Consider the following 19,180-nt stretch of genomic DNA (forward strand, 5'->3'; position numbering starts at 1 on the left):
CGGGGTTCACTCCTCGGGCTCCAGCGTGAGGCCCTTCTCCAGGGGCTCGGGCTCATCCAGGCCCGCGAGCTGCGCCAGCCGCTCGTAGGCGCTGATCGGCCGAGGGCCTCCGCCGGCCCGCTTCTCGTGCGTACGGGCGTGGTCCGCCATCAACTCCGCCGTGGGCGAGCCCGTCTCCGACAGCCGCATCAGCCGGCCACGGGCCTCCTCGGTGTCGTGCGTGGCGGCCTCGCCCTCGCGGGTGAAGAAGACGAAGGCCATGGCCGGACGCTTGGAGGCCTCGCGCATGGCGAACTGCACGCCATCGAGGTTCCAACCCTTGGGGATCCACTCGTTGAGGGTGCGCTCCAGCGAGCCCTCATCCACGGTGGACAGCTCGACGACCTTGTATTGCAGGGGACCCGGCGCCCGGACGACGGGCGTCTTTCCCGTACCGGGGCGCTTGCCGGCGCGGCGGGGACGTTCGGGCGGAGGCTTGGCGGCCTTGCGCTTGGGACGCTTCTTCTTCGTGGGCATTGCTGTGGAACTCACTTTGCGCGCGTCCCGGGTGCGGATCAAGCCGTCCGAGAGACTTCCCGCGCCGGCTGTCGGCTACAGGAGCTTGGAAGCCTCGAGGGCGTGGTAGGTGATGATGAGGTCGGCCCCGGCGCGCTTGATGGAGGTGAGGATTTCCATCATCACTCGATTGCCATCCACCCAACCGTTCTGGGCGGCGGCCTTCACCATGGCGTACTCGCCGGACACGTTGTAGGCCACCACCGGCACCTGACAGTGCTCCTTCACCCGGTGGATGATGTCCAGGTACGAGAGCGCGGGCTTGACCATCACCATGTCGGCGCCCTCGTCGAGGTCGAGCCGCAGCTCCTTGAGGGCCTCGCGGGCATTGGCCGGATCCATCTGGTAGCCGCGCCGGTCGCCGAACTGGGGCGTGCTCTGAGCGGCCTCGCGGAAGGGCCCGTAGAAGCCCGAGGCGTACTTGACCGCGTAGGAGAGGATGGGCGTGTCCACCAGGTGCGCCTCGTCCATGGACCTGCGCAGGGCGGCGATGCGCCCGTCCATCATGTCCGAAGGGGCGATGATGTCGGCGCCGGCCTGGGCGCACGTGACGGCCATCTGCGCCAGCAGCGGCAGGGTGGCGTCATTGGCCACGTGATCGCCTTCGAGGACGCCACAGTGGCCGTGGTCGGTGTACTCGCACAGGCACACGTCGGCGATGACCTGCAGCTCGGGCACGGCCTCCTTGATGGCGCGGATGGCGCGCTGGACGATGCCGTCGCGCGCGTAGCCCTGCGTGCCCCGGCCGTCCTTCTGGTCGGGAATGCCGAAGAGGATGACGGAAGGCACCCCGAGGGCCTTGGCCTGCTTCGCCTCGGCGACGGCGTGCTCGATGGAGAGGTTGAAGATGCCCGGCATCGAGGCGATGGGGCGGCGCACGTCCCGGCCGTCGACGACGAAGAGGGGGTAGATGAAGTCCGAGGGCTCCAGCGTCGTCTCACGCACCATGTCCCGGAGGACGGCGGAGCGACGCAGGCGGCGGGGGCGGTGGATGGGGAAAGCCATAGCTCGACGGTATAAACCGTTGATGGCCCCGCGCCAGCCTCAAGTGGACCGAGCTGGGCTCCCGGGCAGCCGGCAAGGCGGGGGGCCCCTCTACCGCGCGGTTCCCCCGTCCTGCTCCGGGCAGGTGCGGAGGAGCCTTCGCTCGAAGATCACCTTCTCCTGGATGGTGCAGCCGTCGACGTCGACACAGTTGAAGCTGTGGTCATCTCCCCGGAAGCTCGTCCCCGGGCGGCAGCGGAACTCCCGCTCGGACTCGCGGAAGCCCTCGAGCTCCAGAGCCTCCTCGTCGCTGAAGTGGAGATAGAGGCGCAGCACCCCCACGCCACACAAGGCGACCGTCAGGCCCACGACAGGTATCAGCCAGCGCCATGATTTCGCCACGCTGGCACCTATATCAAACAAGCCTTGGAAACCGCGCAGGAGGCGGCGCGGCGGCCCCCCGACTCAGCTCTGCAGCAGGAGCCCGGCGTTCCAGAAGGAGCGGCGTGAAGCCTGGTTGGCGCGCTGCTCGGCCCGCTCCGCCTCGAAGAGGGCCCGCGTATAGCGCGCATGGGCCGCTGGAGTGCCTGCCTTGAGGCCTTCTTCCGCCTCGGCCAGCTCACGCCGTGCCTGCGCCAACTCATTCCCCACAATCTCGCTCCACGTCATGGTCCATTCCTCCTGGTAAGCAGAGCCCTTGCACACCTCGGACCAGAGGTAAGCCTGGGTGAAGCATGCGAAAAGCCGTGCTTTCGCACGCAAGGGAACGTCGGGAGTGCGCACACTGCTTCCCACCCACGCAAAAGTGACGACGCAAGCAGGCCCACGGCGGGCTTGGACGCCTGGCTGGCCTCCCTGGAGGCAATCGGTCTCGGGCCGCATCGTCTAGAGTGGCACCGTGCCAGCCATCGAAGTCAGCGGGCTCCGAAAGACGTACCGACGCGCCTTCGGGCGTGCGGGAAATGACGCACTGCGGGGCGTGGACCTCACCGTGCCGGAGGGGAGCGCCTTCGGGCTGATTGGCCCCAACGGTGCCGGGAAGACGACGTTCATCAAGGCCATCCTCGGCATCGTTCAGCCGACGGCGGGCACCGTGCGGGTGCTGGGCGGCTCACCGGAGGACCCGCGCATCCGCGCGCGCATCGGCTACCTGCCCGAGCGCCTGCACCTGCCGGGGGCGTGGACGGCCACCGCGTTCCTGAACACCGTGGCGCGGCTCAAGGGGCTGCGACCGGAGGAGGCCGCGCACCTGCGGTTGCTGGAGCGCGTGGGGCTGGCGTCCGCGGCGGGGCGGCGCATCGGCGGGTACTCCAAGGGCATGCGCCAGCGGCTGGGGCTGGCAGCGGCGCTGCTGGGATCCCCTTCCCTGCTGGTGCTGGACGAGCCCACCGACGGCATCGATCCCATGGGCCGCGTGGAGGTGCGGAGCATCCTTCAAGAGGAGGTGCGACGCGGCACCACGCTCTTCCTCAACTCACACCTGCTGGCGGAGACGGAGCGCGTGTGTGATCGCGTGGCGATCCTCGCGGACGGGCGCGTGCTGCGCGAGGGACGGCTGGAGGAACTGTCGCGCGGCGGGGCGAGGTGGGCGGTGCGCTTCGCTCCCGGCACGGACGCGGGGGCGCTGGCTTCGGCCGGCTTCCAGGCGACGGGCTCGGAGGGGCTCTACCATATCGAGGCGGCGGATCCGGCGGCGCTGAACGCGGCGCTGGACCGGGCACGGGCGGCCGGGGCGCTGCTGGTGGAACTCAAGCGCGACGGACAGGATCTGGAAGCAGTGCTCACCTCCACGGTGGGGGCAGCGGCATGAGGCCCGTGTTCGGAATCGCCGGCTACGTGCTGCGCGAGGCGGCGTCGCGCAAGTTCATCCTGGCCTTCCTGGTGGGAATCACCCTGCTGCTGCTCGTGATCTCGCTGAGCCTGCGGCTGGAGGTGCTGGACGGAGCGCTGGCGGCCACGCGGCTGTTCGGCAAGGTGGTGGACACCAGCATCCGCTCGGTGGACGTGGCGCTGCGGCCGCTCTACCAGGCGTGCGCCTACGTCGTCTTCTATGGAGGCATCCTCTTCGGCATCGTCGCCTGCTCGGACTTCGCGCCGAGCCTGATGTCTCCGGGGCGGATCGAACACCTGCTCGCCCTGCCCCTCCAGCGCTGGCACATCCTGGCGGGCACGTTCCTGGGGGTGATGACGCTGGCGCTGTGCGGCGCGATCTATGGCGCGGGCGGGCTGTTGCTGATTCTCGGGGTGAAGACGGGGTACTGGACGGCGGGGCCATTGGTGGCGGCGCTCCTGGCATGCGTGAGCTTCGCGGCGGTGTACGCGGTGATGCTCACCACGGCCACGCTGGTGCGCAGCGCGGCGCTGTGCGCGGCCTCGGGCTTCCTGATGTTCGTGGGCGGCATCATCGCCGGCTACCGCTCCTCGATCGCCCGTGTCTTCGAGGAGGGTCTGAGCCGAGAGCTCTTCAAGGGCGTGACGTTGGTGCTGCCGCGACTGTCCTCGCTGGCGGATGCCTCCGCGGACCTTGCGGCCTCGCAGCCCCTGGGTGTGAAGTCGCTGGAGACGCTGCTGGTGGGGGTGCTGGTGTTCGGCCTGGGAGTGCTCGCGGTGGGCTTCTGGCGCTTCGAAGGGAAGGATTACTGATGAACCGACGGCGTGGCATGTGGCTCGCCCTGGCGGTGGTGCTGCTGGCGGTGGGCGCCGGGCTGATGTTCACCGGCCAGGGCGAAGAGCCGGAGGTCGAGCCACCCAAGGTGGACTTCCCTCGGAAGATGCGCCCGGAGGAGCGGAAGCGGGCCGAGCTCCGCCGCACCCAGGTGCTGCCCGCGCGCGGGCCCGAGGACGCGGGGACGGCGGTGGCGACGCCGCAGCGCCCGAGGGATCCGGTGCTCGCCGCCCTGCCCCGGGGCAAGGGCCGGTCGGCGGTGGTCATCGAAGCCAACGCCCTGAGGCACTCCCCCATCGGCGAGCTGCTGATGGATTGCATGATGCGCGATGGCGGCAAGCGGATGGACGAGTTCCGGCAGGTCAGCGGCGTGGATCCGTTCCAGGATCTGGACCGCATGGTCATCACGGATGACGGCTTCATCCTCTCGGGGGACTTCAGCAAAGCGCGCTTCACGGAGCTGCTCCAGGAGCGGGTGTCCTCGGACTACGGTCCAGGCGCGCGCGTGTACGAGCCGGGCGAGGTGGTCATCGCGCAGGCGGATGGAGGCACGCGACGAGGCCGTGGAGACTCGGCGGTGGGCACCTGGAACAACCAATTGCTGGTGGTCGGCGACACGCCCTCCTCGGTGAAGGACGTCCTCGACCGGGTGGAGGGACGCGGCTCGAACGAGCCTCCCATCATCTCCGAGAACAGCACGTACGGAGAGATGTACGGGGTGCTGTCGGTGGAGCAGATCGCGCGGATGCTGCCTCCGGAGCAGGCGGAGCTGGCGCAGCGGCTGAAGCAGGTGGCCGACAACGTGGAGCTGCACCTGGACGCGCGCTCGGACGTGGCGATGGTGGCGGAGCTGCGGGGCTCGGACGCGGCGGCGGTGACGGACCTCGGCAAGTCGCTGGGCGCGGCGCTGTCGGTGGGGCGGCTCAAGGCCCAGGCGGACGGCAACAAGGATCTGGCGCAGCTGCTGGACTTCGCGCGCGTGCAGCCAGATGGCTCGTCGTTCAAGCTGGAGATGGCGGTCCCGCTCGAGGTCATCCAGGAACGGCTCAAGTGGTGCCGGGATGAACGGCAGGCCACCGGGGCCACGGAGACACGGCAGTGAACTGCTCGGAGCGCTGGCTTGCCTGGCCGCAGCCCCCTGCCCTACCCACCGAGGATGGGAGCCCCGTTTCGGAGGGTTGAAGTCGATATGCCTTTCTCCACCCTCTGTCAGCGCTGCGGGCTGTGCTGTGACGGCAACCTCTTCGCCTCCGTCCCACTGAGGAAGGCGGAGGTCGCCACGATGCAGCGGCTGTCCCTGTCCGTGATGGAGACTCCGGAGGGTACGCCGTCGCTCGTGCAGCGGTGTACCGCGCTGGATGGGCGCTGCTGCACGGTCTACGCGGAGCGCCCCGAGGCCTGCCGCCGGTACCGCTGCTATCTGCTCATGGCCATGGCGGAGGGCGAGGTCTCCTTGGACGAAGCGCTCGCCGTGGTGGACGGGGCACACGCGCGCATTCAAGCGGTGGAGGCCCTGCTGGCTCCCTCCAGCGAAGAGGCGCCCCAAGCCGTGCTGCAACGGGCGCGGAGGGATGACCTCCCGGAGAACGGAGGGCCCCTACCCCCCGAGGCCCGCACCGCTTGGGAACAGGCCAATGCGTACCTGGATCGTCACTTCCGGGGGCGCCACGGCCGGGGTTGAACCCCTGCGGGCTCAGTGCTCCACGCTGGAGTCCTTGTCCACGCCGGTCATTTCCTTCCACTGGGAGAAGTCCCGCGTCTCCTTGGGCTCGGCCTTGAACAACCCTCCAGGCGCATAGCGGTTCGACTCCATGCGCAGCCCGGGGCGCTTCTTCCCCAGCCGGACGAGCTTCTCGGTCCGGACGACGTTGTCCTTCACGGTCAGATCGCTGCTGGGCGCGCCATTGGCACCAAGCCCGAGCATCATCCCGTACCCATCCGTGTCCTCGATGGTGTTGCCCTCGACCTTCACCTTGCTGGCGTTCTCGACGCGGATGCCGGCTCCGTCACTTCCGCCGGAGGAGGTGATCTCCCGGATGGTGTTGCCGCTCACCACCACGTCCGTGGGGTTGGCGCCGTCCGTCACACCGCCGACGGCGATGCCCTTGCCGGCCTTGGAGATCTCGTTGTCCTCGATGCGGACGTTCTTGGCGGAGTAGTGGACGACGACGGCCTCCCCCGCCGAGGAGGAGCTCTTCTTGAAGTCGTGCATGCGGTTGTGGCGGACGACGACGTCCCGGCACGTCTTGATGTCCACCGCGTTCTCACCGGTCGCGTGCAGCTTGTTCCGCTCGATGACCACGTCCTGAGCGGGCGCCTGGCTTCCAGAGTCCGGCTTGAGGCACTGCACGGCATCCCCCGAGGTGTCGTGGATGTCGTTGCCCCGGATGACGATGTCCCGTGAGGTCGCCTGGATGACGATGCCGTGCGAGTCATCCCCTCCCGGCTTGTGGAAGTCATGGATGTGGTTGCGCTCGATGCGGACGCCGTGCGCCTGTCCGTAAGTGGTGATCCCGCCTCCGAGCGTCCCTCCGTGCAGATGGGAGCGCTTCAGTGTGGCGCCCTGGGTATCCCCCTCGAAGACGGCGGCGAAACGGCTCTGTCCGCGGACATCGATCTCGAAGCCCTCGATGATCCAGTAAGGGCGTCGGACCTGGAGCAATGCTCCCGAGGACTTGCCCGGAACGATCTTCGGCTCTCCCTCTCCCAATAGGGTGATGGGAGCGTCCTTCGTGCCCTTGCGGGCCTTTCCATCAATGACGACGCTCTCGGCGTACTGCCCCGCCTGGACGCGGATGACCTCCCCAGGCCCTGCCTTCTCGATCGCTCGGCGGATGGTCCGGAAAGGGTTCTCTCGCGAGCCCGCTGCCTCGTCCGAACCGGACGGGCTCACGACCCACTCCCGCGAATAGCTCTGAGCGGGGGTCGCCTCCTCGGCCTCGAGCGGCGCTTCGTCCGTGCCTGCTTCGGCGTGGCGCTCCTCCTCCTCCTTCTTCTTGGGAGTGGGCCGCTTCGTGTCCTTGTCCTTGGAGTCCTTCGACCCGATGACCTCTTCCACTTCCTTGGAGACCTTGTCGGCGACGGAGCGACACCCGCCCAGAGAGGTTGCCAGGACCACGACCCCTATCCACCCAAACCTGCTGCGCATTGGCTCGCTCCCCCGGACCGCGCGAACACGGCCGTACATATCCCTCGGGGTAGAGACGCCACGACCGGGGTGTGACCTCCGCAAGCTCCCAGCGGCTCCACGCGAGCAGCTATCGGCGCGGCTCAGCTTCGCTGCTCACGGCCTCGGAGCGCGCGGGTGAGCGTGATGGCCAACTGGCTGCGCACCAGCTCGAGGATGTCCTCGAGTTCCTCGGGCTCCACTTTCAGGAGGGACCGCAGTTCCCGCTGGGTGGCCAACAGCAGTCGCTCCCGCGCCTGCGTCAGCCAACGCGCGATGGTGACGCGGTGTACGGTGTACAGCTTGCCCAGCTGCTCCTGGCTGGCACCTCCCACGAAGTGCAGACGCAGCAGGTTGAGCTCCTGGTCGGTCAGCGTGTCGAGCGCGGTGCGGAAGGCCTGCTGGAAGGCCTCGCGGTACTGGCTCTTGATGAGCTGAAGCTCCGGGCCCGCGCTGTCCGTCCCGAGCCCCTTGGCCAGCCGCTCATCCAACGGCACCTCGGCCGTGGCTCCACGACGCAGGTTGATGGCCGCCCGGAGTGTCACGGCACGCACCCAGCCTCCCAGCGGGCCCGTGCCGGAGTAGGAGGCGATCTTCGGGCTGCTCCGCTCCCGGCGGAGGAAGAGCCGCTCGCGCACGGCCTGCATCGCCTCGTCGATGAAGCCGGGCGAGGGATCCAACCGCCGCAGCGCGGCGCTCATGTCCGCGCCGAAGCGCTGGTCGAACTCCGCCAGCGCCACCGGGTGGCCCGCGGCGCAGCCCATCGCCAGCGCGAGGTCCTCGGCGTGGAGGGACCGCAGCGTCGCCACCCCCTCCCCCGCTCCGCTCACCTGGCGCAGCAGCGCCTGGAGGAAGTCATCCTCCGAGATCTCGAACCGTGCCCGGACCTGGGCGCTCGCCTCGAAGAGCGCGTGGAGCACCGGCCCCAGCTCCTCCTCGGGCTCCAGCGCCCGCGCGGTCCCGGCGGGCAGCAGCGCGAGGGCGCGGGAACGCAGCCGTGCGGCGGAGAGAGCGCTGTCGGGATGGGACGGGGAGGACATGGTGCCTCCCAATCTAGCGGGCCGTCCCCGTGCTGGCAGCGAGCTTCGAAGAGGCCGCTAGGGCGTACCGGGATGGTCACGGAGCCACGCGTCCACCTCGGTGCGCGCGGGCTCCTGGAGTCGTTCTCTCAGCTCGAGAATCTGTTCACGTACACGCGCGCGATCCGGTCCGCCGTTCTTCCACTGAAGGAGCGCCAGCCGGAATCGTGTCTCCGCCTGCTCCGGGCCCAGGTTCGGATTCCGCGCGAAGATGGCGAGCGCCCGCTCCAGCGAGGCCCGCGCCTGGGCGTTCCGCTCCAGAGCGGCGAGCGCCAGACCGAGCTGGTAGTGCGCTGTGGCCACGTGGGGATGCTCCGCCGAGAACGTGGCGGAGAAGATCTCCAGCTCGCGTCGGAAGTGCTCCAGGGCCTCGGTGTAACGGCCCAGCTTCATCAGCGAGAGGCCCACCGCGTCCAGCGTCACTCCCACCAGCACATGGCGAGGGCCGAATCGCGTGGTGCGCAGGGAGAGCGCCTCGAGCCCCACCGCCAACGCCTCCTCGAAGCGCCCGAGGCTCCGGTACACCGAGGACATGTTCGTGAGGACGTTGGCCAGGGAGTCGGAGTCCCGTTCCCTGCTCGTGCGCTCCAGTGTCACGGCGCGTTGGAACGCGGCGAGCGCCTGCGCGTGCTCTCCGAGATCATCGAGCAGGCTGGCCAGGTTGGCCAGGGCCTGGGCGTACTGGGAGCTCTGCTCCATACCCAGGCTGGAGTAGATGCGCAGCGCGCGCTCATACGCCTCGCGGGCTTCGGGAAGTTGGTGCCGGTGCTTGGCGATGATGGCCAGCAGGTTGAGCCCCACGGCGAGGTTCTGGGTCTCAGGTCCCCAGTGACGCTCTCGCAACGTCAGGGCGCGGTGGATGGAGGCAGAAGCCTCGTCCAGCTGCCCGTGCATGTAGAGCGAGGCGGCCAGGCCGTGCAGGGCCGAGGCCAGCGCGGGGGCATCCGGGCCAAGCTGCTGCTCCAGGGTTTCCACGCGCTCGCGATCGAGCGCGACCGCCTCGGCGAAGTTCCCCTCCCGGTCCGCCAACCCGGAGCGCGCCCCCAGCACCTCCGCCTCCAGGAGCCTGTCCCGGCGACCCAGTCGGTCGAGCTTGGCCTGGGCATACTCGAGGCTGCGGCGCGCCTCGGCGAACTCCTTCTGGTCGGTGCCTTGGATGAGCGCCAGCCTCGCCCAGGCCTGCGTGGCCAGCGTATCCTCGCGCCCGGCCTCCGCCCGGAGTGCCGCCCGGCGGAAGTGCTCGATCGCCTCGGGCATCTGCTCGCTCATGCGCAGCAGCGTGCCCTCCAGCAGAAGCGCCTCGGCCTGCAGCGGGGGATAGGCCAGCGCCTCGGAAGCCTGGCTCAGCGCCTCGGCTCGCGGCAGCGCCTCCTTCAGATGGCCCAGCTCCTTCAGCGTCTCCAGCTCCGCGAGCTGCTCGCGCAGCGTGAGCACCTGCCGCTGGGCGGAGGCGTCCCGGGGCAGCCCCGGCGCCTCCAGCAACACCGCTGCGTTGGCGCACTCGCTCAGCGCGGGCAGCGCATGCACAGCGTCCATCGCCTTGCCCGCAGTGGCGCGATCGGCGTGCTCCAGCTCCCGCGCCAGCGCCGATACACGTTGCAGCGCATGGTCCAGGCACAGCATGCGGCGATCGAGCAGCTGCTCGGACTGCTCTCCTCGCACCCGCGTGGCCTCGCAGGACTCGCGGTGCATGGAGGCCCAGTCGAAGGTGTACGCATCCACGCTCCGGGTGAGCAGCTCCCAGGTCCGCTCCGCGCTGGGTACACCGCTGGCCAGCAGGCCCCGGCGCACGCCCTCCCGAGTCGCCGCGCCCCATGCCGACTGGACACGCGCTGGCCCTCCGGCGCACAGCTGCGCCGAGCGGTACGTCCACTGCGCGAGGCCCACGCCCAGCACCCCCATCAGCACCACCCCCGTACCCACCAGCGCCGCCACGCGTCGGCGCCGACGCGCCGGATCGACCTCCAGCTGCGCCAGCAGCGCCTCCATGGAGGGGTGGCGGGCCGAGGGCTCGCGCTGGAGCCCGCGCACCAGGGCCGCGTGGAGCCTCGCGGGGACCTGGCGCTGCGTGGGCATGGGGCGCAGGCGGCCCGCGAGGACCTCTTGGCCCAGCGCGGAGGGCGTGGTGCCCGCGAAAGGAGGCTCACCATGAAGCGCCTCCCAGAGCGCCACGCAGAAGCTGAACTGATCCGTCCACGGGCCGGTGGCCTCGCCCTGCCACTGCTCGGGCGCCATATAGCGCGGCGTCCCGGACAGGGCGCCCGACAGCCGTGAAACCTGGGAGCCCGTGCGCGTGACTCCCTCCGCTCCGGCGGTCGCGACTGGCTCCCTCGGGGCGTGTGTGTCCTCCGTCACCCGCGCCAGGCCAAAGTCGGTGACGCGCACCCGGCCCTCGTGCCCGATGAGCACGTTGTCGGGCTTGAAGTCGCGGTGAACGAGCCCCACCGCATGAGCGGAGGCCAGCCCTCGGCCCGCCTCCGCGAAGCACCGCACCACCTGTCGCCAGTCGTGGGCACCGGACGACAGCCACGCCCCCAGCGTCTGCCCATCCACCAGCTCCATGGCCACGAAGACCTGCTCGCCCTCGCTGCCCACGTCGTACACGGTGACGACGTTGGGATGGGACAGGCGGGCCAGCGCGCGGGCCTCGCGTTGCAACCGGAGCCTCCCCTCGGGAGAGGAGGCCCCGTGCGGGCCCTGGGGCGGCAGCAGCTTGAGCGCAACCTTCCGGTCGAGTCCGGGGTCATACGCGGAATACACCACGCCCATGCCACCGACCCCGAGGGGCTCGAGCACCAGGTAGCGTCCCAGGGCCGTGCCCCGTGCCAGCACGGGCGCGGAGGAAGCCGAGGCGGTGCCCCGGGCCGCGGAGCTGCTCCCCGCGACCAGGGCCGACACCACCTCGAAGCACACACTGCACCGGGCCAGGTGTCCTTCGAGCGCCGAGCGCTCCGTCTCCAGGAGCGTGCCCGCGGCGAAGCGAGCCAGCACCTCTTCAGGGGGGCATTCTGGGCTCATGGAGACGCGGCCGACGGCTCAGGGGAACGGGTACCAGTCTACCGGCGGCAGCTGGGGGCAGTAATACCCTGCCGGACAGGTTCCATTGGCGTTTCGCACCATCTCGTAGCCAGCGAGCCGGCTGGTTCCCGATTCCAGGTAGAGCGACCAGAGCATGCAGCCCCCGAACAGGATCGAGTCGAGTTCCTGGCCAGCACACGCGCTCGGAGCGTTGCCGAGCCACAGCATGTGATTCTGATCGGAGCCCGGGCCGATGTAGTTGAAGGCACCGAGCCGGGCGGGAGTGCCTCCGGCGGTGTAGAGGTGGCCCTCCAGATTGGTGCCATAGACCGAGTATAGGTCGTGGTTGCGCCAGATGGCCTTCACCGCGAAGCGCCGCGGACCGGAGGCGGGCGTCGAACCAAACCACCAGCCCTCGAACAGACGGTAGATGGCATTGCTGGGGCTGGTCTGGGCATTGGGCGGCACCGGAGCGGTGGCCTCATTCCAGACGAAGAGCATGCTCTTGCAGCTGGCGGCGGGATAGGAGAGGGAGTTGAGCCCGTTGTTGAGGAACCAGACGTCGTACACGTTGGGCGTACTGGTCTGCCGGGCGCTCACCGCGTAGCGGCCCGCAGGCAGGTTGCACTGCTGCGGATCCTGCAGCGGCGGGTTGAGGGCCTGCTCCTGCTGGCCCAGCGCCGGGGCCTCGTCCGGGAGGAGCTCGGAGGTCTCGGGCCCGCAGGCGGCGAGACCGGTCAAGAAGGCCAGAAGTATCCAGGGGTTGCGGAAGGTGTTCAACGGGGTGTCCTTTCGTGTGCCGGTTCAATGAGACCCGGCATTCGGGTAGACACAACCCGCCGTTGGAATGTCACATCGACTTCGAGGTCCTCATGTCGCGCTCACGCTCCATGACCTGTGCCGTTGCCGCCTGCCTGCTGCTCGGCGCTTGCGGCCCGGAAGAGAATCCCCAGCCGCTATCGGCCTTCACCGCGTACAAGTTCAGGGTCGGCACCCATACGTGGATCCATGAAGGCGGGGGCGCGGACGCCGACAACTACCAGGTCGCCCTGATCCTGGGTCGGCCGACGTACGACGCCATGGACCCGGAGCCATGTCTGGCCATCTCGGCCCAGACGACAGCAACCCAGGACAACCAGACCATGCGCTCCTACGGAGGGGGCTCGGCCATCGCGCTGGGAGGCTGCACCGAGCCGCTCTTCACCCTCATCATCCCCAAGGACCGATATAGAGCGGAGGGGGGCAACGCGCGCTTCGTCATCAGCGATGACAGCCACACCATGATCGCCGAGTTCAAGGACTTCTATGTCCCCAAGACTGACACCGATGACCTCCTCTTGACGGTGCTGAGCTGCGAGGGCGTGTCGGAGTGCAGGGGCTACAAGGCCCCTCAGCGCCCCTCTCCCTGAGCGTAGCCGAGGGGCGGGCCAGGAAGTTGCCGACCCGCCCAGCTCGTCGCTCAGTACAGCTCCGCGCTGCCCGTGTAGCCGCTGTTGAGCTCGCCCCCCACCAGCAGCACCTTGCCGTTGGGCAGCAACGTCTGCGTGTGGATACGGCGCGCTATCGCCAGTGCGCCCGTGGCGGTCCACGCGCCAGTGGCCGGGTCGTACAGCTCGGCGGTGGCGAAGCTGGTGCTGGCATTCCTCCCGGCCGCCACGAGCACCTTGCCTTCGGGAAGCAGTGTCGCCGTGTGCCAGTAGCGCGCCTGGCTGAGCGGGGCCGTGAGGGTCCAGGTGCTGGTGGCCGGGTCATACACCTCGGCGCTGGCGAGAACGGTGGTGGCATTGGTGCCCCCCGTCACCAGCACCTTGCCGTTGGGCAGCAGCGTCGCCGTATGAAGGTAACGGATCTGACTGAGCGGTCCCGTCGTCGTCCAGGTGCCCGTGGCCGGGTCATACAGCTCGACGCGGTTGACGATCGCGCTGGTCCCCGTCGCACCGCCCGCCACGAGCACCTTGCCGTTCGGGAGCAGCGTCGCCGTGTGGTAGTAGCGGGCCTGCGAGAGCGAGCCCGTGGTCGTCCACGTGCCGGTAGCCGGGTCATACAGGTGGGCCGTGGCCAGCGGGCCACTGGCGCCCGAGCCGCCCACCACGAGCACCTTGCCGTTGGGCAGCAGCGTCGCCGTGTGGACGTGACGGGCCGTCGGCAGCGCGCCGGTGGTGGACCAGGTGCCGGTCGCCGGATCATAGAGCTGGCAGGTGTTGGTGCGGCCCGCTGCGCCATACCCGGCCGCCACGAGCACCTTGCCGTTGGGCAGCAGCGTCGCCGTATGGAAGCCGCGCGCCAGCGCCAACGCGCCGGTGGCGGACCAGGTGCCACTGGCCGCGTCGTACACGTGGGAGTTCGTCAGGTAGCCGGTGCTGGCATGCCCTCCCGCCACGAGCACCCTGCCGTTGGGCAGCAGCGTCGCCGTATGGGCGCGGCGGGCCGGGGCCAGCGCGCCGGTGGTGGACCAGGTGCCCGCGCGCGCCTCATTGGAGACGTAGATGACGATGAGGCCGTGGCCGCCGTCGTTGAAGCGCAGGCCCCCCATGCCGATGTCCGCCCCGTAGTCGATATCGACCGGGTTCGCGGCTGAGCGACCGGAGGCCCCCAGGATGATGCCCGCGGGGGCAAGGCTCGAGCCGCCACCACCACCACCACCGTTGCCGTTGTTCCCGTCACCTCCGCCACCCCCACCCCCGAAATAGCCACCGCCGCCACCGCCGCCGTCGCCGCAGCCCCAGGCGAGGTAGCCGTCTCCGCCCGCGAACTGCGTGCCGGGGCTGGCTCCGGTGCTGCAAGTGCCGACTCCCGCCGCACCGCCAGCACTCTGGGTGCCGCCTCGGCCGCCCATACCGAACGAGCCGTCCGTGTCCGTGCCGTTGGCGCCATCCTGGCCATTGAGGCCCGCGGCGCCCCCGTTGCCGTTGATGCCATCCGCGGACGCCCCGGCACCACCCCCTCCTCCCGCGGTCGCCAGTTCCGTCGAGCCGAGCCGGATGGCCGAGCGCCCTCCGCCCGCCCCCGAGTACTGCGCGCCACCAGAGCCCCCTCCGCCATAGGTGCGACCGTTGCCCGTCGGAAGGGAGTAGCTGCCCTGCAGCCCGCCCTGCCCCACGACCAGCGTGTAGACCTGGCCCGGGGTGACGGGCAGGGTGACCTCACTGTAGGCGCCTCCGCCGCCGAACCCCGCGTAGGGGTAATAGATGCCCCCGCCTCCGGCGCCCCAGAGCTTCACCCGAATGCGCGTGGCACCCTCGGGCACGGTGAAGAACTGGTCGGCTCCCGTGTACCGGAACATCTGGGAGGGGGGATACTCGGTCCGCTGCTCGGCGGTGATGACCACGAGCCCATGTCCGCCGGCGTACGTGCCCGCCCCGCCCATGCCCACGCCGCTCACGTAATCGGGATCCGTCGGATTGCCGGCGGTGTAGCCACTGCCGTCCACGACGGTGCCGCCCAGAGCGAAGCTCGATCCGCCTCCACCGCCACCCGCCTGTCCGCCGCTCCAATCCTCGCCGCCCGCTCCGCCGCCGTAGTAGCCCCCACCGCCCGAGCCCCCGTGGCCGGCCGACCAAATCACCGAGCCGGCGCCTCCATAAAACTGCCTGCCCGGCTGGGCCGTCCGCATCCCGTCCCCCCCCACGCTCGTGCCCGCCGCACCTCCCGCGGTAGCACTTCCTCCCCGGCCGCCCAGCCCGTAGGTCCCGTCGGTGGGAGCGCCGTCCAGGCCATCGTGCCCAAGCGCGCCGCCGGGCCCGCCATTTCCCGACGTGCCGTTCGCTTCCGCGCCGGCTCCGCCACCGCCGCCCGCCGTCACCAACTCCGTGGTGTTCAGTCGGATGGCGGAACGTCCGCCGCCCCCTCCCGCGAACCGGGGGCTGGTCCCGCCACCTCCCCCGTAGGCCGCGGTTCCCATCGGGGAGCCGCCCGGTGCGCCGCCTCCGCCCACCACCACGGTGAACACGTCTCCAGGAAGCACCCGGAGGGTCGCGTCCGCGAACGCCCCTCCGCCACCATGGCCCCCGTAGGACGCGAACTGCTGGCCACCCCCTCCCGCGCCCCACAGCTTCACGCGCAGGCGCGTGACACCTTCGGGAACGGTGAACGTCTGGTCTGCGCCGGTGTGGGTGAAGACGACCGTTTCCCCAGCCTCCACGGAAGCGGAGGTCCCGCTGAGCGCGGACTCGCTCGTGGTGTCCATCTCGCCACCACAGCCCAGCAGCCCGACTCCCCAGGCAATCCCCAGGGCTCCGAGGCGCAGAAAGACGCTTCGAATGCTCATCATGATGCGAGAACTCTCCGGTTGAAGTGGCATCATGACGGTGACAGCCGCCGCCGCCGAATGTCGCAAAAAAAAGTGTGCGTGCCCCTCGCGCGCTCGGCCGCCACTCTACTCCTTCGGCATCGTGCCCACGTAGCGGGAGGCGGGCCGGATGAGCTTACCGGTGGCTCGCTGCTCGGCGACGTGCCCGAGCCAGCCCGCGACGCGGCCACAGGCGAAGGCGGTGGAGAACAGCGTCCGATCCAGTCCCACCGCGTCGAGCAGCACGGCCGTGTAGAACTCCACGTTGGCGCGCAGCGGGCGATCGGGGTAGCGCTGACGGAGCAGCTCCTCGGCGGCGCGCTCCACCGCCCGCGCCAGCGCGAGCCGGTCGGTCCGCAGCCCTCCGCGCTCCAGCCGCTCGATGGCGCGCTCCAGCACGGCGGCGCGAGGATCTCGCACGCGGTAGATGCGGTGGCCCATGCCCATGATGCGGCGGCCGGCCTTCAACTCCCCTTCCAGCCACGACGCCGCGTTCTCCGGTCGAGCGATGGCGTCGAGCATGTCCAGCACGGGCCCCGGCGCCCCACCATGGAGCGGGCCCTTGAGCGCGCCGATGGCGCCCACCGTGGCGGACACCGCATCCGAGCCCGTCGAGGTGATGACGCGCGCGGTGAACGTGGAGGCATTCAAGCCATGGTCCGAGACGGTGACCAGGTACGCATCGAGCCCGGCGGCGCGCTCGGGCTGATGCTCTCCGGTGACCATGCGCAGCAGGTCCGCGGCATGGGACAGCTTGGGATCCGGCCGCACGGGCGCCAGCCCGCGCCTGCGCCGAGCCCACGCGCCCGTGAACACCGCGGCGGCGCCTGTTAGCAAGAGGAACGTCTCCTGCTCGCTACCCGGCGGGATGGGAACATGGGCCATCGCGGCTCGGAGCGCGTCCATCCCCTCCTCGGCCGAGAAGGCATTGCCCAGCCCCTCCAGCAGCCCGAAGGACCGCACGCGCGCCTCCCCGAGGGAGGCCTGGAGCGAGGAGGGCAGCGGCGCCTGGGCGTACGGCGCCCAGAGCCTCGCGCACACCTCCTCGAAGGAGACGGCCCCCGCGAGTGACTCCACATCACTCCCGGCGATGACCAGCCGTCCGCGCTCGCCATCCACCTCGCTCAACTGGGTCTCCGCGACGACGACCCCTTCAAGCCCTGCCTGCAGTGCTGCCTCTGTCGTGCCCATGCTCGGTTTCCTCCTGCACGAGGATTAAGCGCTGGCCACGAGCCTGGAAACTCGATTCGACAATCGACATGAGTGTGCCCCTGTAAGCCAGGGGAGTCCGAAGAGCGTGGGGCCACTTCGCCATTGAGTCACAACGACCATCCGCTGCCTCCGCCTTGAATGGTGGATCAAATCCACCGAAGCCAGAAGTGGCAGTTGGTGCCAAAGCAATCATTCCTAGAGGAGGAGCGAATATGTCTCTATCGATTCTGAAGGGATTGGTGACCGCGGCAGCAAGCGCAGCACTTCTTGTTGTGAGCGGCACTGCCGAAGCGGCGTCCTCGAGTTGTTTGATCAAGCCGAGACCGTTTAGCGGAAAGTGCGAGACGGGGACGGTGCGTGCCAACCCGTCCAAGCACGTCGTCTTCTTCGAGGTCAGTCCCTCGGCAAACTACAAGGTCAAGGACGAGCAGACCCGAAAGGTTCTGCGTACGGGGACCGCCGGCAAGACGGGGAAGCGAGGGACGATCCCCGGGCTGCATGGCCAGGAGTACAAGCTGTACGTCGACAATCCATTCGGCGGCTACGGCTACATCAGCAACAATTAACTCGGAGCACTCTTCGCGAGAGAAAGGATGAAGACATGAGTTCCTTTATCAATCGAGGGCTCCTGATGGCGACGGTTGCTGCCCTCCTGGCAGCGCCATCGGCCTTCGCGGCCTCGAATACGTGCAAGATGGCGAAAGAGCCCTGGAAATGCACGACCCAGTCAGTGCCCGCCAATCCCCAGGGGAACTTCGTTCATATCGATGTCTCCCCGCGCGTGAAGTACAAAGTGTATGACAGTAAAAACGGGGCGATGGTGCATTCGGGCCGAGGCGGCTGGACGGGAACCCGTAAAACGATCACGGGTCTGTACGGCAAATACCATGTCAAGGCAGAGGGCCCGGGTTTCGTGACGATCAACAACAACTAGCGGATAGGGAGGCTGAAGCGCCACCCCTATCACGGAGCAAAATCATGAGAAAAGAACTCACAGCAATCTTCAGTATTGCGGTCGCAGCTCTTTCCTTCAGTCAACCCGCGTCCGCCGGGATCTCGGAAATCGCTCGCATCGAGCCAGGCGCCGTGCTCGCCGCCGCCAAGGACTGCGATACCCATGGCGACAAAAACGACTGGGGTTCCTTCATGGCCAGGGAATGCAAGGCAGGGGGAAAGAAGGTGACCGTCAATGGGTGGGTCAAGGACCATGATGCGGATGGTCAGTGCGTTTACGTCCATACCGAGTTCGCGGAGTCCGGCAGTCAGGACAGCGATTGGGCGTGCCCCAAGGGGAAGAAGATCCACTTCACGCTCACCGGCAGAGGTGACGCGACCGATGTAACGATGCGGAAGATTCACGCGCAGGATTGACCAAGCCTGCACGATACCGAGTGAACAGGGAGGGGTTGCCCGAGCGAGCACACGCTCCACGGGGGCCCCTCCCCTTCTTGAGAGGAGAGCTTGTCGACAGGGTGCAGATGCGCCAGGGCAGTCCGGCGGGCGAATCCGCTCAGCTGATCAGCTGCGCCGCTGCCGGATGCCGCGCGCAGACGGCGGTCCCGGCCAACACGAGCACTCCGGCCAGAATCAGCGGGGCAACCAGCCCAACATGAAGTACCAGCGTGGCGCCAATCACCGCGCCCGCGAAGATCGCGGCGACACTGCCCAGCCGGCGCGCCCAATTGGGATTGGTCCCGCCCGCCAGCGTCGAATCCGCCGCAAGGCCCGTCAGGGTCAGCGTGAGGACGGTAGTGGTGACCTCGGGGATCTTGAGCTGGCGGACCGTGGCATTGCGGAAACCCATGGTGAGCGCTGTCAGCGCGATGATCGCGTACAGGGAGGGGCCGGGCGACTGCGACGCGATGTCGAACCCGGTGGCGATGATGGCCGCGAGCCAGAGCAACAGGGCCTCCATCATCGCCGCGAGCAGCAGCCAGCGCCGCAGCGGCCTGCCGCGCTGCGCCCTGGCGATCTGCCCTGCGATCACGGCTCCGGCCAGGAAGAACGACATCGCGGCGAGATAGGGCGCGAAGTGGAAGCCCGGCGTGCCGGCGACGGCGAAGCCCAGGAACACGACATTGCCGGTCATGTTGGCGGTGAAGACCTTACCGAGCCCGAGCACGCTGATGGCATCGACCAGGCCAGTCGTCACCGACAGCAGCAGGGCCAGCCAGATCAGCGGCGGGGCGGAGGTGGGAGCGGGAGGGGTCATC

19 protein-coding genes are annotated in these 19,180 nt (G+C 69.0%); 8 read left to right on the forward strand and 11 right to left on the reverse strand.

From position 1 onward, the window contains the following. Nucleotides 1–6: 6 nt before the first annotated feature. The 4 genes from SYV04_RS16505 to SYV04_RS16520 all read right to left on the reverse strand — a co-directional run bounded on the left by SYV04_RS16505 (nt 7) and on the right by SYV04_RS16520 (nt 2,208). Nucleotides 7–516 carry a hypothetical protein gene (locus tag SYV04_RS16505; RefSeq protein WP_321546748.1) on the reverse strand — a complete coding sequence of 170 codons (510 nt, stop codon included), beginning with the start codon at nt 514–516 and terminating at the stop codon, nt 7–9. Between the two features lie 75 nt (nt 517–591). Continuing rightward, a complete protein-coding gene (gene hemB / locus SYV04_RS16510; protein WP_321546749.1) occupies nt 592–1,560 on the reverse strand; it encodes a porphobilinogen synthase in 969 nt (322 codons plus the stop codon). A 90-nt stretch (nt 1,561–1,650) separates the two neighbouring features. Then, on the reverse strand, nt 1,651–1,941 hold the full coding sequence (locus SYV04_RS16515) for a hypothetical protein (protein WP_321546750.1): 291 nt from the start codon (nt 1,939–1,941) through the stop codon (nt 1,651–1,653). A 63-nt stretch (nt 1,942–2,004) separates the two neighbouring features. Continuing rightward, nucleotides 2,005–2,208, reverse strand: coding sequence for a hypothetical protein (locus SYV04_RS16520; RefSeq protein ID WP_321546751.1), 204 nt, complete (start codon nt 2,206–2,208; stop codon nt 2,005–2,007). Nucleotides 2,209–2,437: 229 nt separating this feature from the next. Between SYV04_RS16520 and SYV04_RS16525 the strand changes: the two genes are divergently transcribed. The 4 genes from SYV04_RS16525 (at nt 2,438) to SYV04_RS16540 (ending at nt 5,885) form a co-directional block, all read left to right on the forward strand. Continuing rightward, nucleotides 2,438–3,349 carry an ABC transporter ATP-binding protein gene (locus tag SYV04_RS16525; protein WP_321546752.1) on the forward strand — a complete coding sequence of 304 codons (912 nt, stop codon included), beginning with the start codon at nt 2,438–2,440 and terminating at the stop codon, nt 3,347–3,349. Beyond that, nucleotides 3,346–4,182: an ABC transporter permease subunit gene (locus SYV04_RS16530; RefSeq protein ID WP_321546753.1), complete on the forward strand. Its 837-nt coding sequence runs from the start codon at nt 3,346–3,348 to the stop codon at nt 4,180–4,182. Before SYV04_RS16525 ends, SYV04_RS16530 begins: the two co-directional genes overlap by 4 nt. Continuing rightward, complete coding sequence (locus SYV04_RS16535) at nt 4,182–5,306, forward strand: hypothetical protein (protein ID WP_321546754.1); 1,125 nt, start codon at nt 4,182–4,184, stop codon at nt 5,304–5,306. Before SYV04_RS16530 ends, SYV04_RS16535 begins: the two co-directional genes overlap by 1 nt. Nucleotides 5,307–5,393: 87 nt before the next feature. Next, nucleotides 5,394–5,885 (forward strand): YkgJ family cysteine cluster protein, encoded by a 492-nt coding sequence (locus SYV04_RS16540; protein WP_321546755.1) that lies wholly within the window; start codon nt 5,394–5,396, stop codon nt 5,883–5,885. A gap of 12 nt (nt 5,886–5,897) precedes the next feature. Here the strand turns inward: SYV04_RS16540 and SYV04_RS16545 are convergent, their stop codons facing one another. The 4 genes from SYV04_RS16545 to SYV04_RS16560 all read right to left on the reverse strand — a co-directional run bounded on the left by SYV04_RS16545 (nt 5,898) and on the right by SYV04_RS16560 (nt 12,208). Next, a complete protein-coding gene (locus tag SYV04_RS16545; RefSeq protein ID WP_321546756.1) occupies nt 5,898–7,322 on the reverse strand; it encodes a right-handed parallel beta-helix repeat-containing protein in 1,425 nt (474 codons plus the stop codon). Nucleotides 7,323–7,474: 152 nt separating this feature from the next. Further along, nucleotides 7,475–8,410: a sigma-70 family RNA polymerase sigma factor gene (locus SYV04_RS16550; RefSeq protein WP_321546757.1), complete on the reverse strand. Its 936-nt coding sequence runs from the start codon at nt 8,408–8,410 to the stop codon at nt 7,475–7,477. A 57-nt stretch (nt 8,411–8,467) separates the two neighbouring features. Further along, nucleotides 8,468–11,467: a serine/threonine-protein kinase gene (locus SYV04_RS16555; RefSeq protein WP_321546758.1), complete on the reverse strand. Its 3,000-nt coding sequence runs from the start codon at nt 11,465–11,467 to the stop codon at nt 8,468–8,470. An 18-nt stretch (nt 11,468–11,485) separates the two neighbouring features. After that, on the reverse strand, nt 11,486–12,208 hold the full coding sequence (locus tag SYV04_RS16560) for a hypothetical protein (protein WP_321546759.1): 723 nt from the start codon (nt 12,206–12,208) through the stop codon (nt 11,486–11,488). A gap of 131 nt (nt 12,209–12,339) precedes the next feature. Here SYV04_RS16560 and SYV04_RS16565 point away from each other — a divergent pair, with 131 nt between their 5' ends. Then, nucleotides 12,340–12,876 carry a hypothetical protein gene (locus SYV04_RS16565; protein WP_321546760.1) on the forward strand — a complete coding sequence of 179 codons (537 nt, stop codon included), beginning with the start codon at nt 12,340–12,342 and terminating at the stop codon, nt 12,874–12,876. 50 nt (nt 12,877–12,926) lie between these two features. Here the strand turns inward: SYV04_RS16565 and SYV04_RS16570 are convergent, their stop codons facing one another. Both SYV04_RS16570 and SYV04_RS16575 read right to left on the reverse strand, forming a co-directional pair. Continuing rightward, nucleotides 12,927–15,737, reverse strand: coding sequence for a Kelch repeat-containing protein (locus SYV04_RS16570; protein ID WP_321546761.1), 2,811 nt, complete (start codon nt 15,735–15,737; stop codon nt 12,927–12,929). 105 nt (nt 15,738–15,842) lie between these two features. Next, nucleotides 15,843–16,946: a citrate synthase gene (locus tag SYV04_RS16575; protein ID WP_321546762.1), complete on the reverse strand. Its 1,104-nt coding sequence runs from the start codon at nt 16,944–16,946 to the stop codon at nt 15,843–15,845. 374 nt (nt 16,947–17,320) lie between these two features. Between SYV04_RS16575 and SYV04_RS16580 the strand changes: the two genes are divergently transcribed. The 3 genes from SYV04_RS16580 to SYV04_RS16590 are packed head-to-tail and all read left to right on the forward strand — an operon-like array spanning nt 17,321 to nt 18,338. Beyond that, nucleotides 17,321–17,533 carry a hypothetical protein gene (locus tag SYV04_RS16580; protein WP_321546763.1) on the forward strand — a complete coding sequence of 71 codons (213 nt, stop codon included), beginning with the start codon at nt 17,321–17,323 and terminating at the stop codon, nt 17,531–17,533. A 35-nt stretch (nt 17,534–17,568) separates the two neighbouring features. Further along, on the forward strand, nt 17,569–17,901 hold the full coding sequence (locus tag SYV04_RS16585; RefSeq protein WP_321546764.1) for a hypothetical protein: 333 nt from the start codon (nt 17,569–17,571) through the stop codon (nt 17,899–17,901). Between the two features lie 44 nt (nt 17,902–17,945). Further along, entirely contained in the window at nt 17,946–18,338 is a 393-nt protein-coding gene (locus SYV04_RS16590; protein WP_321546765.1) for a hypothetical protein, read from the forward strand. A 139-nt stretch (nt 18,339–18,477) separates the two neighbouring features. Here the strand turns inward: SYV04_RS16590 and SYV04_RS16595 are convergent, their stop codons facing one another. Further along, nucleotides 18,478–19,179: a YoaK family protein gene (locus SYV04_RS16595; protein WP_321546766.1), complete on the reverse strand. Its 702-nt coding sequence runs from the start codon at nt 19,177–19,179 to the stop codon at nt 18,478–18,480. Nucleotide 19,180 lies beyond the last annotated feature (1 nt).

Origin of the sequence: Hyalangium ruber, from assembly GCF_034259325.1 — a bacterium.
Lineage (GTDB): Bacteria > Myxococcota > Myxococcia > Myxococcales > Myxococcaceae > Hyalangium_A > Hyalangium_A rubrum.

Coding starts and splice junctions, on each gene's coding strand:
- SYV04_RS16505 (WP_321546748.1), bottom strand. CDS start 516: ATGCCCACGAAGAAGAAGCGTCCCAAGCGCAAGGCCGCCAAGCCTCCG.
- hemB (WP_321546749.1), bottom strand. CDS start 1,560: ATGGCTTTCCCCATCCACCGCCCCCGCCGCCTGCGTCGCTCCGCCGTC.
- SYV04_RS16520 (WP_321546751.1), bottom strand. CDS start 2,208: ATGACGTGGAGCGAGATTGTGGGGAATGAGTTGGCGCAGGCACGGCGT.
- SYV04_RS16530 (WP_321546753.1), top strand. CDS start 3,346: ATGAGGCCCGTGTTCGGAATCGCCGGCTACGTGCTGCGCGAGGCGGCG.
- SYV04_RS16535 (WP_321546754.1), top strand. CDS start 4,182: ATGAACCGACGGCGTGGCATGTGGCTCGCCCTGGCGGTGGTGCTGCTG.
- SYV04_RS16540 (WP_321546755.1), top strand. CDS start 5,394: ATGCCTTTCTCCACCCTCTGTCAGCGCTGCGGGCTGTGCTGTGACGGC.
- SYV04_RS16550 (WP_321546757.1), bottom strand. CDS start 8,410: ATGTCCTCCCCGTCCCATCCCGACAGCGCTCTCTCCGCCGCACGGCTG.
- SYV04_RS16555 (WP_321546758.1), bottom strand. CDS start 11,467: ATGAGCCCAGAATGCCCCCCTGAAGAGGTGCTGGCTCGCTTCGCCGCG.
- SYV04_RS16565 (WP_321546760.1), top strand. CDS start 12,340: ATGTCGCGCTCACGCTCCATGACCTGTGCCGTTGCCGCCTGCCTGCTG.
- SYV04_RS16570 (WP_321546761.1), bottom strand. CDS start 15,737: ATGATGAGCATTCGAAGCGTCTTTCTGCGCCTCGGAGCCCTGGGGATT.
- SYV04_RS16575 (WP_321546762.1), bottom strand. CDS start 16,946: ATGGGCACGACAGAGGCAGCACTGCAGGCAGGGCTTGAAGGGGTCGTC.
- SYV04_RS16585 (WP_321546764.1), top strand. CDS start 17,569: ATGAGTTCCTTTATCAATCGAGGGCTCCTGATGGCGACGGTTGCTGCC.
- SYV04_RS16590 (WP_321546765.1), top strand. CDS start 17,946: ATGAGAAAAGAACTCACAGCAATCTTCAGTATTGCGGTCGCAGCTCTT.
- SYV04_RS16595 (WP_321546766.1), bottom strand. CDS start 19,179: ATGACCCCTCCCGCTCCCACCTCCGCCCCGCCGCTGATCTGGCTGGCC.